The organism is Streptococcus sp. HMSC062D07 (assembly GCF_001814215.1).
Lineage (GTDB): Bacteria > Bacillota > Bacilli > Lactobacillales > Streptococcaceae > Streptococcus > Streptococcus infantis_I.
Window position 1 is genome coordinate 24,897 of record NZ_KV815328.1, and the last position, 13,374, is coordinate 38,270.

The following is a 13,374-nucleotide window of genomic DNA, read 5'->3' on the forward strand; positions in this document are numbered from 1 at the left end:
ATTATCTGTCTTTTTATTAAAAAAATGCTATAATTGAAAGGACCATATCAAAGGAGAATAAGATGAGTAAACCCATTATTTTAACAGGAGATCGTCCAACGGGGAAATTACATATTGGGCACTACGTTGGTAGTTTGAAAAATCGTGTCTTACTACAAGAAGAAAATAAATATGACATGTTTGTTTTTTTAGCTGACCAGCAAGCACTAACAGACCATGCAAAAGATCCACAAACTATTGTAGAGTCTATTGGGAATGTTGCTTTGGACTATCTTGCAGTGGGATTAGATCCTAATAAAGCAACGATTTTCATTCAAAGCCAGATTCCAGAATTGGCAGAGCTCTCTATGTATTATATGAACCTAGTTTCATTAGCTCGCTTGGAACGAAATCCAACCGTAAAGACTGAAATTGCTCAAAAAGGCTTTGGTGAAAGTATTCCAACTGGATTTTTAGTTTATCCAGTTGCGCAAGCAGCAGATATTACAGCATTTAAGGCTAACTTGGTTCCAGTAGGGAATGATCAAAAGCCGATGATTGAACAAACACGTGAAATTGTGCGTTCTTTCAACCATGCCTATAACTGTGATGTTTTAGTAGAACCAGAAGGAATTTACCCTGAGCACGAAGGTGCGGGACGTTTACCAGGTCTTGATGGTAATGCCAAAATGTCGAAATCACTTAATAATGGAATTTACCTAGCTGATGATGCAGATACTTTGCGTAAAAAAGTAATGAGTATGTATACAGATCCAGACCATATTCGTGTTGAGGATCCAGGTAAGATTGAAGGAAATATGGTTTTCCATTACTTGGACGTATTCGGTCGACCTGAGGATGCTCAAGAAATTGCTGAAATGAAGGAACATTATCAACGTGGAGGCCTTGGTGATGTTAAGACCAAACGTTACCTACTTGAAATTCTAGAACGTGAACTTGGTCCAATCCGTGAACGTCGCCTAGAATATGCTAAAGATATGGGTGAGGTTTATAATATGCTCCAAAAAGGTAGTGAAAAAGCTCGAGAAGTTGCTGGGCAAACACTATCAGAAGTAAAAGCTGCAATGGGTCTAAATTACTTTCACTAATGGATAAAATATGAACTATAAAACTATTTCTTCTTTAAAATAAGAGGGATAGTTTTTTATTTGTTCTCTTATAAATTTAATTGACAAATTTTCATAGAATGGTATGATAGATACAATACAAAAAGCGTTAAGCTCAAAAATAAAGAAAAGAGGAAACTTCAATGTCTAATTGGGACACTAAATTTTTGAAAAAAGGTTTTACCTTTGATGATGTATTGCTTATTCCAGCAGAGAGTCATGTGTTGCCTAATGATGCGGATTTGACTACAAAATTGGCAGATAATCTGACTTTAAATATCCCAATTATTACAGCTGCAATGGACACTGTAACAGAAAGTCAAATGGCGATTGCTATTGCGCGTGCAGGTGGACTTGGAGTTATCCATAAAAATATGTCTATTGAGCAACAGGCAGATGAGGTTCGTAAGGTAAAACGTTCTGAAAATGGTGTTATCATTGATCCATTCTTCTTGACTCCAGAACATACAATTGCTGAAGCGGATGAACTTATGGGTCGTTACCGTATTAGTGGTATTCCAGTAGTTGAAACACTTGAAAATCGTAAGTTAGTTGGTATTTTGACCAACCGAGATCTGCGTTTCATTTCTGATTACAACCAACCAATTTCAAAACACATGACTAGTGAAAACCTAGTTACTGCTCCGGTTGGTACAGATTTAAAAACTGCTGAGAGTATTCTTCAAGAACACCGTATTGAAAAACTACCTCTAGTTGACGAAGAGGGTCGTCTTTCTGGTTTAATCACCATTAAAGATATCGAGAAAGTGATTGAGTTCCCAAATGCGGCAAAAGATGAATTCGGTCGTCTTCTAGTTGCTGGTGCGGTAGGAGTTACTTCTGATACATTTGAACGTGCGGAAGCACTTTTCGAAGCAGGTGCAGATGCTATTGTTATCGATACAGCCCATGGTCACTCAGCGGGTGTACTTCGTAAAATAGCTGAAATCCGTGCGCATTTCCCAGACCGTACTTTGATTGCTGGGAACATCGCTACTGCTGAAGGTGCGCGTGCTCTTTATGATGCAGGTGTTGACGTTGTTAAAGTCGGTATTGGCCCAGGGTCAATCTGTACAACTCGCGTTATTGCTGGTGTAGGAGTTCCCCAGGTAACAGCAATTTACGATGCAGCAGCAGTTGCTCGTGAATATGGTAAAACAATTATCGCTGATGGTGGAATCAAATATTCTGGAGATATTGTAAAAGCCCTTGCTGCTGGAGGAAACGCAGTGATGCTCGGATCAATGTTTGCAGGAACAGATGAAGCTCCAGGTGAAACTGAGATCTTTCAAGGACGTAAGTTCAAGACATACCGAGGTATGGGTTCAATCGCTGCTATGAGGAAGGGTTCAAGCGACCGTTACTTCCAAGGTTCTGTCAATGAAGCAAACAAACTGGTTCCAGAAGGAATCGAAGGTCGTGTTGCTTATAAAGGTGCAGCAGCTGATATTGTTTTCCAAATGATTGGTGGTATTCGTTCTGGTATGGGTTACTGTGGTGCTGCTAACTTAAAAGAATTACATGACAATGCTCAGTTTATCGAAATGTCAGGTGCGGGTCTAAAAGAAAGCCATCCACACGATGTGCAAATCACTAATGAAGCACCAAACTATTCAATGTAATAAAAAAATCTCCTGTTAAACGGGAGATTTTTTTGTTTTACAAAGATGTAAAGTTTAATTTACAGTTAATTGACCATTATCTACTGTAAAGACGCTCAAGTTATCAGGTAAGTTTTGAAGATGGTCTAAACTAGTAGTTGTAATAAAAGTTTGAATGTTATGAGAAATAGTTTCCAATAATTTAAGTTGACGAGTATTGTCAAGTTCACTCATGACATCGTCAAGTAAAAGAATGGGAGATTCTTTGGTAATGCTCTCCATCAATTCGATTTCAGCAAGTTTTATAGAAAGCACCAAGCTACGATGTTGCCCTTGACTTCCGAAACTTGCTTCCATTCCATTAATCATGAAAATCATATCGTCCCGATGAGGACCAACTCCAGTATTCTTCTTAAATAAATCTCTGGATCTACTTTTTTGAAGTGCTATATAGAAAGATTCAGCCAAATGTTTCTTGTCAACAAAGTTTACAGAAGGTTGATAACGGATTGACAGATTTTCTAACTGATCTGAGATGTCAAAATGTTTTTTCTTGCCAAAGAGTTCCATTTTCTGGATAAAGTCAGCTCGATGATTCATTACACGACAGCCATACTCTATCAGTTGGTCATCAAGAACAGATAGGAAAGTCTCGTCTATGTTTTGTGTAGATTTGAGATAGGTATTTCTCTGTTTAAGGATGTGGTTATAACTTGACAGGTCTGACAAGTAAATCGGTTTAATTTGCCCTAATTCTATGTCAATGAATTTACGACGAATGGCCGGAGCGCCTTTGACAAGTTGTAAATCTTCTGGAGCGAATAAGACAACATTCATATGACCAATATAGTCTGATAGGCGAGCTTGTTTTAAGTAATTCACTTTAGTAATTCGCCCTTTTTGTGTTAGGTCAATTTCAAGTGGAATGCTTGCTGTTTTCTTTTGTAAGATTCCAGAAACTTGCAGTTGTTCTTCTTCAAATTGAATTAAATTTTTATCAGTCTTTGTTCGATGACTTCTCGTTAAGGCTAAAAAGTAAATACTTTCGAGAAGATTTGTTTTTCCTTGAGCGTTTCGGCCAACAAATACATTTAATTTTGGATTAAAATTTACTTCAACATCTCGATAGTTACGAAATTGTTTAATGGATAGATTTTTAAGCCACATATTTATCTACCTGGGAAACGTGGTGCAGGTTTTGCTTTTGTTGACTGGTTCTTTTTTGCTGGCTTTTTTTGTACCTTTTTATTCATTTCCTTGACAAGCTTAGCTACACGTTCTTTCTCAAGTTTTTCTATACGAAACTCCTCTATTTCTTCTGATGTTGGTTTAACTAGAATAATTTGAGTTTTTAAATCAGGGATTTCAATAGAATCCCCGATTCTAATTTTCTTGCCTCGACGATTTTCTAATTTTCCATTAAAATATACAAGATGGTCCGCTAAAAAAGATTTAATAGCGCCACCACTTTGTATAACACCAAGGTCTTTCAAAAGAGCTTGGAGAGTAATAAATTCTTCAAATAATTTGTATTCCATAGTTCACCTCAATCTTTGGTATTATACCATATTTTGCACAAAATAGTTGAGAAGAAACTACTGATATGAAAACGATTTTAATTTCAAAAGAGTCAAAGAGAACAGGAAAAATTTTCGTTTTCATGGTATAATAGAACTCTATGTAAAAGGAGGTAAAAGATGGAGTTATTCCCTGGAATTGCAGTGCATTTTATCCAATCTAAAAAGTTTAAGACAAATAAAATAACCATGCGTTTCACAGCTCCATTATCTCTGGATTTAATTTCTGGTCGCATGCTAAGTGCCAGTATGCTTGAAACTGCTAATAAAGGCTATCCAACTGCTCAGGTTCTTAGAAAACATCTGGCAGCATTGTATGGAGCAGATTTATCAACTCATGCTTATAGAAGGGGGCAAAGTCACTTAGTAGACGTGAGTTTGACTTATGTTCGAGATGAATTTTTAAGTAAGAAAAACGTCTTAACTGCTCAGATTTTAGAATTATTGTATCAAGTCATATTTAATCCATTGTCAAATGAAGATGAATTTGAGAACAATGCCTTTGAAATTGAAAAAAAACAATTGTTGGCGAGATTAGAATCAGAATTAGAGGATCCTTTCTTCTTTGCCCATAAAGAATTGGATCAGTTGTTTTTCCAAGAAGAATCAATGCAGTTAGTTCCTAGAGATTTAATTGCCAGAATTTCTGAAGAGACTTCTAAATCTTGCTATTTAAGTTTTCAAAAAATGCTGAAAGAAGATAGGATTGATTTATTCTTTTTAGGTGATTTTAATGAAATTGAAGTTCTAGAAAGTCTGCAGAAATTTAACTTGACAGGTCGTAAAGAAACTGCAAACATTCAATATCAGCAAGGTACTTCAAATGTTCTTAGAGAAGGAATTGCTAGGAAAAACCTGGGTCAGTCTATTCTAGAGATGGGTTATCATAGCACAATTGGTTATGGAGATGATCAAAAGATGGCCTTGCTTCTCGTGAATGGTTTGCTTGGAGCTTTCCCACACTCTAAATTGTTTACCCAAGTTAGGGAAAAGGAAGGGTTGGCCTACACTGTTTCTGGTCACTTAGATCTCTTTAGTGGATTTTTAAGATTGTTTGCTGGGATAAATCGTCAAAACCGAAACAAGGTAAGAAAATTGATGAATGATCAATTGTTAGCTATCAAAAATGGTAGATTTACAGATGCTGAAGTTAATCAAACTAAGGAAATGATTCGTAGGACGATGTTGTTGAGTCAGGATAATCAAGATTCGATTATAGATAGAGAATACTTAAGCCTCTTTTTTGGTAAATCGGTTTTAGACATGGATACTTTGATAGAGAGACTAGAGCAAGTTGACAAGGATGAAATCTGTAGGGCGGCATCTAGTTTGAAATTGCAGGCTATCTATTTTATGGAAGGAGCAGAATGACTAGAGTTACTTTTCAAGAGAAATATTATCCTGCTGTAAAGGAAACTCTTTATCAAGCAAAATTAGAAAATGGATTGACAGTTTCTTTGCTTCCTAAAAATGATTTTAACGAAGTTTATGGTGTAGTAACTGTCTATGTTGGTTCAGTTGACACTGAGTTTACAGCTAGAGATAGAAAAAAGAAAACATATCCTAAGGGAATCGCTCATTTTTTAGAACATAAACTTTTTGAAAGAGAAAATTCTGAAGATATCATGGCTGCATTTACCAAATTAGGTGCAGATAGTAACGCCTTTACAAGCTTTACAAATACAAGTTATCTTTTTTCAACCTCTGAGAATGTCGCTGAGTGTTTGGACTTGCTTGACGAGCTTGTTACTAGCTTTAACATTACTGAAGAATCTGTTGAACGAGAAAAGGATATTATTCAACAAGAACGCGAAATGTATCAGGATGATCCTGATTCTTGCTTGTTCTTTAAAACACTGGCAAATCTATATCCGGAAACTCCACTAGCTTCAGATATTGTTGGGACTGAAGATTCGATAGAAGATATTAGTTTAGAGAATCTACGGGACAATTTTGATGAATTTTACACTCCTGTCAATAGCCAAATTTTCCTCGTTGGAAATTTTGATTTAGAGTTGATGCAGAATTATTTTTCGCAAAAGGATGTTGGAGGTTGTATAGTTCAAAATCCAAAAGAACCAATCGCTTTAAACCCTGTAAAGAAGGTTGAGAGCATTCGTATGGATGTTGCATCACCTAAATTAGCAATAGGAGTCCGAACGAATTCTGATATGGGTCATCAGGATTGCTATCGATATAGCGTTCTATTAAGAGCGTTATTTACGATGATGTTTGGTTGGACCTCTAAAAGATTTCAGAGTTTGTATGAAACTGGGAAATTAGATTCTTCATTATCTTTAGAAGTTGAGATCAATCGACGTTTTAACTTTTTGATGCTGACAATGGACACTAAGGAGCCTGTGTCAATTTCGCATCAATTCCGAAAGGCGATTCAGAACTTTGTTACTGATGCAGATATTTCGGAAGAACATCTTGATTTAATCAAAAGTGAAATTTATGGAGAATTTATCCATAGTATGAACTCTTTAGAATTTATTGCGACCCAATATCAGTCACATTCTGACGAAACAACCCTGTTTGATTTACCAAAGATTATACAGGAAATGACCTTGGATGATGTTCTTGAGGTAGGACATCATTTTATCGATAATAGTGAAATAGTTGAATTTACAATTTTTCCACTATAGCTATCGAAATATAAAATAAACTAGAAAGAAGGCATGGTAAGTATGAGAAAAAAAACAATTGGTGAAGTGTTACGTTTAGCAAGAATCAACCAAGGTTTGAGTTTAGAGGAATTGCAGCGCAAGACAGACATTCAACTGAATCTGCTTGAGGCTTTAGAATCAGATGATTTCGACCAATTGCCAAGCCCTTTTTATACACGTTCTTTTTTGAGGAAGTATGCTTGGGCAGTTGAATTGGATGAAAATCTTGTTTTAGATGCTTATGATTCAGGGAGTATGATTACCTATGAGGAAGTTGATGTTGATGAGATAGAACTATCAGGTCGTAGACGTTCTAATCGCAAGAAACGTTCCTTGCTCCCTCTGTTTTACTTTATTCTCTTCTCCTTATCTATTATAATTTTTGTTTCTTATTATGTTTGGAATTACATTCAAACACAACCGACAGCAACAACTTCAGCCAACTATAATGTTGTGACTACGACAACAAGTGCAACAAGTAGTGAAACAACAACTAGCAATCAAACCACTAGCCCATCAAGTTCGAGCGACGCATCAACTGTGACGGTTTCTGGTCAGGGAGATGTTATATCGGTAGAATATAAAACTGCTAAAGATACTGCCGAACTTCAACTATCTGTGACGGATGCAACAAGCTGGATTAGTGTTTCAGATACTGAATTGGCTGGAGGAACAACTCTTGAGCCTAATAATAAGATGGCCAAAACAACAGTTTCTAAAGGCTCTCCAGTAACTATCACATTAGGCGTTGTCAAAGGCGTGAAAATCAAAATCGATAATCAGGAAATTGATACTTCGAAATTAACTGGTCAAACTGGCTGGATTACATTGAAATTAAGTTCAAATTAAGGAAGGATAACATGAAAAAAGAGAATATTCCTAACATACTTACGCTTGGTAGAATTTTATTTATTCCGATTTTTGTTCTCCTTCTATCATTTGGACAGTCTCCTGTGTTACATAAAATAGCAGCAATTATTTTTGCCATTGCCAGTATCACAGATTATCTGGATGGCTATTTAGCTAGAAAATGGCAAGTAGTTAGCAATTTTGGGAAATTTGCGGATCCGATGGCTGATAAGTTGTTGGTTATGTCGGCCTTTATCATGCTAGTAGGTCTAAATATGGCTCCTGCTTGGGTAGTAGCTGTAATCATTTGCCGAGAACTTGCAGTTACTGGGTTGCGACTACTCTTAGTTGAAACTGGTGGAACTGTTTTAGCTGCAGCAATGCCAGGAAAAATCAAAACATTTAGCCAGATGTTTGCGATTATCTTCTTGTTATTTCATTGGAATTTACTTGGTCAGATAACTCTTTATATCGCTTTGTTCTTTACAGTTTATTCTGGTTATGATTACTTCAAGGGAAGCGCGTATTTGTTTAAAGGAACCTTTCGCTAGATATGGAATCTATTATTGAAATTAAGAATCTGTCATTTCGATACCAGGCAGATCAAGAACACTATGATGTTCATAACATTTCGTTTCACGTGAAACGTGGAGAATGGTTGTCTATCGTTGGTCATAATGGTAGTGGAAAATCAACAACTGTTCGCTTGATTGACGGTTTGCTAGAAGCGGAATCTGGAGAAATTTGGATAGACGGTGATTGCCTAACTCCGGAAAACGTCTGGAAAAAAAGACGTAAGATTGGTATGGTATTTCAAAATCCTGATAACCAATTCGTGGGGGCAACCGTAGAAGATGACGTTGCTTTTGGACTAGAAAACCAAGGGATTCCACTTGAAGAGATGAAGAAGCGAGTTTCTGAAGCTCTGTCATTAGTTGGGATGGCTGAATTTTCTAAAAAGGAACCAGCTCGCTTGTCAGGTGGCCAAAAACAGAGAGTGGCTATCGCAGGCGTTGTCGCCTTGCGACCAGACATTTTAATTTTGGATGAGGCTACAAGCATGTTGGATCCAGAGGGGCGTCTAGAGTTGATTAAGATTGTCCAAAAGATTCGCCAAGATCACCAAATGACAGTGATCTCTATTACGCATGACTTAGATGAGGTGGCCATGAGTGACCGTATTTTGGTGATGAAAAAAGGAGAAATCGAATCAACTAGTACTCCTAGAGAACTATTTTCTAGGTCAGATTTAGATCAAATTGGTTTAGATCAACCCTTTGTCAACCAATTAAAAGAATCTCTACGTACTAGTGGCTTGAAATTACCAGAGCACTACCTGACCGAAGGGGAGCTCGAGGAGGCTTTATGGGAATTATTCTAGACAATGTGAGTTATACGTATCAGGAAGGAACACCCTTTGCCTCATCTGCCTTGTCCGACGTTAATTTGTCAATAGAGGATGGATCTTATACAGCAATTATTGGGCATACAGGAAGCGGGAAATCTACAATTCTTCAACTTTTGAATGGTTTGTTGGTTCCCACAAAGGGAAGTGTTCGTGTCTTTGATACATTAATTACATCAACATCCGTCAATAAGCAAATTCGTCAAATTCGCAAACAAGTGGGCTTAGTCTTTCAGTTTGCAGAAAATCAAATCTTTGAGGAGACTGTCTTAAAAGATGTGGCTTTTGGACCTCAAAATTTTGGAGTCTCTGTAGAAGAGGCAGAAGCTATTGCGCGTGAAAAACTAGCTTTAGTAGGAATTGATGAGTCACTCTTTGGACGTAGTCCCTTTGAGCTTTCAGGCGGACAAATGAGAAGGGTTGCGATTGCTGGTATTTTGGCGATGGAGCCTAGCATCTTGGTCTTAGATGAACCAACCGCTGGTTTAGATCCAATTGGTCGAAAAGAGTTAATGGCCTTGTTTAAAAAACTTCATCAGGATGGTATCACGATTGTTTTAGTGACCCATCTGATGGATGACGTGGCCGAATTTGCTGACCAAGTTTATGTGATGGAAAAAGGAAAGTTGGTCAAGAGTGGGAAGCCAAGTCTTGTTTTTCAAAATGTCGAATTCATGGAAAAAATCCAATTAGGTGTTCCAAAAATCACAAGATTTGCTCAAAGGCTAGCTGAACGAGGGGTTTCTTTTAAACAATTGCCGATAACGATAGAGGAGTTTAAGGAGTTCATCAATGGATAACATGATTTTAGGTCGTTACATACCAGGAAATTCGATTGTTCATCGTTTGGATCCTCGTAGTAAGTTAGTGGCAATGATTTTATTGATTATGATCGTTTTTTGGGCCAATAATCCAATAACAAATGTGATCCTTTTCGTTGTAACAGGTATATTTGTAGCCTTATCTGAGGTTCCCTTATCCTTTTTCATAAAAGGTTTGCGGTCTATGTTTTTTCTGATTGCTTTTACAACTCTTTTTCAACTTTTCTTTATCTCTGGTGGAGATGTCTTGTTCGAGATGGGGTTTATTAAAATCACGAGTCATGGCATTGAGCAGGCGGGAATTATTTTTTGCCGCTTTGTGTTGATTATCTTTTTCTCAACTTTGCTTACCTTGACAACCATGCCATTAAGCTTGGCTACAGCAGTTGAGTCCTTGCTTGGACCCTTGAAAAGATTTAAGGTTCCTGTTCATGAAATCGGGCTCATGTTGTCTATGAGTTTACGTTTTGTACCAACCTTAATGGATGATACGATTCGAATTATGAACGCTCAAAAGGCGCGTGGTGTTGATTTTGGAGAAGGAAATATAATCCAAAAAGTTAAGGCTATGATTCCTATTTTGATTCCATTATTCGCTACGAGTTTGAAACGAGCAGATTCTCTTGCTACAGCCATGGAGGCTAGAGGGTATCAAGGTGGGAACGGACGCAGTCAGTACCGGCAGTTGAATTGGATGAATAAAGATAGTGTGGCTTTGCTCCTTGTATGTGTGTTGGGTGGCATTCTATTTTTGTTGAAATCCTAAAGTGAAGTATAGAATACTATAAGGTAGAGGTATGAACCGTTTTAAAAAATCAAAATATATTATTGTTCTATTTGTCGTTATACTAGTAGTTTCTATTTTTTTAGTAACGACAAGATCCAGTACAGTTGTGACAAAAGCTGGAGATGGCATTTCTCTGATAGACAGAATTGTGCAAAAACCATTTCAATGGTTAGAATCTACAAAGTCAGATTTAGGAAATTTGACGAGAGCTTACAATGAGAATGAAACTCTCAAAAAAGAATTCTATCAAATGGAAAAGGAAAAGAATGAAGCAGATCGCTTAAAAGAAGAAAATGAACAACTGCGTCAATTACTAGATATGAAGTCAAAATCAAATGCGACTAAGCTAATTGCTGCGGATGTTATCATGAGAACTCCGGCGACTTGGAAACAAGAGTTAACAGTTAATGTTGGTTCGCAACAAGGTGTATCAACTAGTATGCTTGTTGTTTCTGGTGGAGGATTGGTTGGAAGCGTTGAAAACGTAGAAGACAACTCAACTGTGGTCAATTTATTAACAAATGCTGAAAATACAGAGAAAATTTCTGTTAAAATTCAGCATGGATCTAGTAGTATTTATGGTATTATCGTTGGCTATGATAAGGAAAAAGAACTACTGAAAATTAGTCAGCTAAATAATAGTGGAGATATTAGTAAAGGTGATAAAGTGGTAACTGGAGGTTTGGGGAACTTCAATGTCACAGACATTCCTGTAGGAGAAGTCGTATCTGTGACCCCTACCAATGATTATCTGACAAGAGAAGTTATGGTTAAAATGCATGCTGATCCAATGAATCTTAAAGTCGTAGAGTTAGTGGGGAATCCATCATGAGACTTTTTAAGCAAATAGGGATGTTTTTGCTCTTACCCGTAATCATTTTAATAGATAGCCACTTAGGACAATTTGTAAATAGCTTTTTTCCACATCTTCAAATTGTAAGCCACTTTATCTTCATCTTCTTATTATTCGAGACAATAGAAGTATCAGAATATCTGTTTTTGGCCTATTGCTTGGTTCTAGGACTTATATACGATATCTATTTCTTCCATCTGATAGGGATAGCCAGTCTTCTTTTTGTGATTATTGGAGCAATCGTATATAAAAGCAACTCGGTTATTTTGTCGAATAGATGGACTCGATTGCTAGCAGTTTTAATGATGACTTTTATATTTGAATTTGGTAGCTTTATCCTAGCACATGTGGTAGGATTGACTGCAGAAAATCTACCTGTTTTTATAGTTTATAGTCTGGGTCCTACTATGATATTGAATTTTATATGGATGTTAGTTTTCCAATATATTTTTGAAAAAATATATCTATAAGAAAGAAACAAAACTGTAATAAAGGCGTAATATTTATTAGGCCTTTTTTTGATATACTAGTATTGTCTTTTTAAAGAAGGAGTATTTACACTATGAAGAAAAAAATTCTAGCATCACTCTTATTAAGTACAGTATTGGTTTCACAAGGAACTGTGCTTTCAAGTGTCCAAGCCAATACAACAAATGAAAAAATTGCTGCTCAAGATAGCAAAATTAGTGAATTGACAACACAACAAAAGGAAGCTCAAAAACAAGTTGATGAGATTCAAACTAAAGTAACAGCTATTCAAACAGAACAAGAAAAGTTGCAAGCTGAGAATGAAAAACTTCAAGAAGAGTCTAAAAAACTTGAAGGTGAAATCACAGAGCTTTCAAAAAACATCGTAGCTCGTAATGAATCGCTTGAAAACCAAGCTCGAAGTGCACAAACTAACGGAACTGCTACAAGCTACATTAATACAATTATTAACTCTAACTCAATTACAGAAGCTATTTCTCGTGTAGCAGCTATGAGTGAAATTGTCTCAGCAAACAATAAAATGTTGCAACAACAAAAAGAAGATAAAAAAGCTATCTCTGAAAAACAAGTTGCAAACAATAATGCAATCAACACAGTTATTGCCAATCAACAAACACTTGCTGATGACGCTCAAGCCTTGACAACAAAACAGGCAGAATTGAAAGCCGCTGAGTTGAATCTTGCAGCAGAAAAAGCTACCGCAGAAAGTGAAAAAGCTACTTTGTTAGAGCAAAAAGCAGCAGCTGAAGCAGAAGCTAAGGCAGCAGCAGAAGCAGAAGCAGCATACAAAGCGAAACAAACAAGTCAACAACAATCACTTGCAGCTTCGGCTAACACAACCTTTGCTGCACAAGTACAAGCAACTTCAAGTTCTTCATCATCAGATGATGAATCAAGCTACACACCTGCAGCAACTACTGTAAGTCAACGACCAACTTATAGTTCAAATGCTTCAAGTTACCCTGTAGGTCAATGTACATGGGGTGCTAAGACTTTGGCTCCATGGGCTGGTGATTATTGGGGTAATGGTGGTCAGTGGGCTACTAGTGCAGCAGCAGCAGGTTTCCGTACAGGTTCTACACCACAAGTTGGAGCAATTGCTTCATGGGATGATGGAGGATACGGACACGTAGCAGTTGTTACAGCAGTTGAATCATCAACTCGTATTCAAGTTTCTGAATGTAACTATGATGGTAGTGGAACTCAACCAATCGGAA

General features: G+C 37.0%; 14 protein-coding genes. 12 read left to right on the forward strand and 2 right to left on the reverse strand.

Going from position 1 to position 13,374, the window contains the following annotated elements:
* Nucleotides 1-62 precede the first annotated feature (62 nt).
* Complete coding sequence (gene trpS / locus HMPREF2957_RS04435) at nt 63-1,088, forward strand: tryptophan--tRNA ligase (protein ID WP_004250956.1); 1,026 nt, start codon at nt 63-65, stop codon at nt 1,086-1,088.
* A gap of 161 nt (nt 1,089-1,249) precedes the next feature.
* Nucleotides 1,250-2,728 carry an IMP dehydrogenase gene (guaB, locus tag HMPREF2957_RS04440; RefSeq protein WP_004250957.1) on the forward strand — a complete coding sequence of 493 codons (1,479 nt, stop codon included), beginning with the start codon at nt 1,250-1,252 and terminating at the stop codon, nt 2,726-2,728.
* Nucleotides 2,729-2,782: 54 nt separating this feature from the next.
* Here guaB and recF read toward each other — a convergent pair whose 3' ends face one another.
* Both recF and yaaA read right to left on the reverse strand, forming a co-directional pair.
* On the reverse strand, nt 2,783-3,874 hold the full coding sequence (recF, locus tag HMPREF2957_RS04445) for a DNA replication/repair protein RecF (RefSeq protein ID WP_004250959.1): 1,092 nt from the start codon (nt 3,872-3,874) through the stop codon (nt 2,783-2,785).
* Nucleotides 3,875-3,876: 2 nt separating this feature from the next.
* A complete protein-coding gene (gene yaaA, locus HMPREF2957_RS04450) occupies nt 3,877-4,245 on the reverse strand; it encodes a S4 domain-containing protein YaaA (RefSeq protein WP_004250960.1) in 369 nt (122 codons plus the stop codon).
* Nucleotides 4,246-4,404: 159 nt separating this feature from the next.
* On the opposite strand from yaaA, the gene yfmF reads away from it, so the two are divergent.
* The 10 genes from yfmF to pcsB all read left to right on the forward strand — a co-directional run.
* The gene (gene yfmF / locus HMPREF2957_RS04455) at nt 4,405-5,655 is read left to right on the forward strand and encodes an EF-P 5-aminopentanol modification-associated protein YfmF (protein ID WP_004250962.1); all 1,251 of its coding nucleotides are present in this window, start codon (nt 4,405-4,407) and stop codon (nt 5,653-5,655) included.
* Nucleotides 5,652-6,932 carry an EF-P 5-aminopentanol modification-associated protein YfmH gene (gene yfmH / locus HMPREF2957_RS04460; RefSeq protein ID WP_004250964.1) on the forward strand — a complete coding sequence of 427 codons (1,281 nt, stop codon included), beginning with the start codon at nt 5,652-5,654 and terminating at the stop codon, nt 6,930-6,932. The genes yfmF and yfmH overlap by 4 nt, the downstream gene beginning before the upstream one ends.
* A gap of 42 nt (nt 6,933-6,974) precedes the next feature.
* On the forward strand, nt 6,975-7,802 hold the full coding sequence (gene rodZ, locus HMPREF2957_RS04465; protein WP_006155809.1) for a cytoskeleton protein RodZ: 828 nt from the start codon (nt 6,975-6,977) through the stop codon (nt 7,800-7,802).
* An 11-nt stretch (nt 7,803-7,813) separates the two neighbouring features.
* On the forward strand, nt 7,814-8,353 hold the full coding sequence (gene pgsA / locus HMPREF2957_RS04470; protein WP_004250966.1) for a CDP-diacylglycerol--glycerol-3-phosphate 3-phosphatidyltransferase: 540 nt from the start codon (nt 7,814-7,816) through the stop codon (nt 8,351-8,353).
* Nucleotides 8,354-8,355: 2 nt separating this feature from the next.
* Nucleotides 8,356-9,183: an energy-coupling factor ABC transporter ATP-binding protein gene (locus HMPREF2957_RS04475; RefSeq protein WP_004250968.1), complete on the forward strand. Its 828-nt coding sequence runs from the start codon at nt 8,356-8,358 to the stop codon at nt 9,181-9,183.
* Nucleotides 9,168-10,007, forward strand: coding sequence for an energy-coupling factor transporter ATPase (locus HMPREF2957_RS04480; protein ID WP_070677804.1), 840 nt, complete (start codon nt 9,168-9,170; stop codon nt 10,005-10,007). The genes HMPREF2957_RS04475 and HMPREF2957_RS04480 overlap by 16 nt, the downstream gene beginning before the upstream one ends.
* On the forward strand, nt 10,000-10,794 hold the full coding sequence (locus tag HMPREF2957_RS04485; protein ID WP_070677806.1) for an energy-coupling factor transporter transmembrane component T family protein: 795 nt from the start codon (nt 10,000-10,002) through the stop codon (nt 10,792-10,794). Before HMPREF2957_RS04480 ends, HMPREF2957_RS04485 begins: the two co-directional genes overlap by 8 nt.
* A gap of 31 nt (nt 10,795-10,825) precedes the next feature.
* Nucleotides 10,826-11,647, forward strand: a complete 822-nt coding sequence (gene mreC / locus HMPREF2957_RS04490) for a rod shape-determining protein MreC (protein WP_070677808.1) — start codon at nt 10,826-10,828, stop codon at nt 11,645-11,647.
* A complete protein-coding gene (gene mreD / locus HMPREF2957_RS04495; protein WP_070677810.1) occupies nt 11,644-12,138 on the forward strand; it encodes a rod shape-determining protein MreD in 495 nt (164 codons plus the stop codon). The genes mreC and mreD overlap by 4 nt, the downstream gene beginning before the upstream one ends.
* A gap of 92 nt (nt 12,139-12,230) precedes the next feature.
* Nucleotides 12,231-13,374 (forward strand): peptidoglycan hydrolase PcsB (gene pcsB, locus HMPREF2957_RS04500; RefSeq protein ID WP_070677812.1); only part of this gene is annotated, 1,144 nt, incomplete at its 3' end.

Coding starts and splice junctions, on each gene's coding strand:
- trpS (WP_004250956.1), top strand. CDS start 63: ATGAGTAAACCCATTATTTTAACAGGAGATCGTCCAACGGGGAAATTA.
- guaB (WP_004250957.1), top strand. CDS start 1,250: ATGTCTAATTGGGACACTAAATTTTTGAAAAAAGGTTTTACCTTTGAT.
- recF (WP_004250959.1), bottom strand. CDS start 3,874: ATGTGGCTTAAAAATCTATCCATTAAACAATTTCGTAACTATCGAGAT.
- yaaA (WP_004250960.1), bottom strand. CDS start 4,245: ATGGAATACAAATTATTTGAAGAATTTATTACTCTCCAAGCTCTTTTG.
- yfmF (WP_004250962.1), top strand. CDS start 4,405: ATGGAGTTATTCCCTGGAATTGCAGTGCATTTTATCCAATCTAAAAAG.
- yfmH (WP_004250964.1), top strand. CDS start 5,652: ATGACTAGAGTTACTTTTCAAGAGAAATATTATCCTGCTGTAAAGGAA.
- rodZ (WP_006155809.1), top strand. CDS start 6,975: ATGAGAAAAAAAACAATTGGTGAAGTGTTACGTTTAGCAAGAATCAAC.
- pgsA (WP_004250966.1), top strand. CDS start 7,814: ATGAAAAAAGAGAATATTCCTAACATACTTACGCTTGGTAGAATTTTA.
- HMPREF2957_RS04475 (WP_004250968.1), top strand. CDS start 8,356: ATGGAATCTATTATTGAAATTAAGAATCTGTCATTTCGATACCAGGCA.
- HMPREF2957_RS04480 (WP_070677804.1), top strand. CDS start 9,168: ATGGGAATTATTCTAGACAATGTGAGTTATACGTATCAGGAAGGAACA.
- HMPREF2957_RS04485 (WP_070677806.1), top strand. CDS start 10,000: ATGGATAACATGATTTTAGGTCGTTACATACCAGGAAATTCGATTGTT.
- mreC (WP_070677808.1), top strand. CDS start 10,826: ATGAACCGTTTTAAAAAATCAAAATATATTATTGTTCTATTTGTCGTT.
- mreD (WP_070677810.1), top strand. CDS start 11,644: ATGAGACTTTTTAAGCAAATAGGGATGTTTTTGCTCTTACCCGTAATC.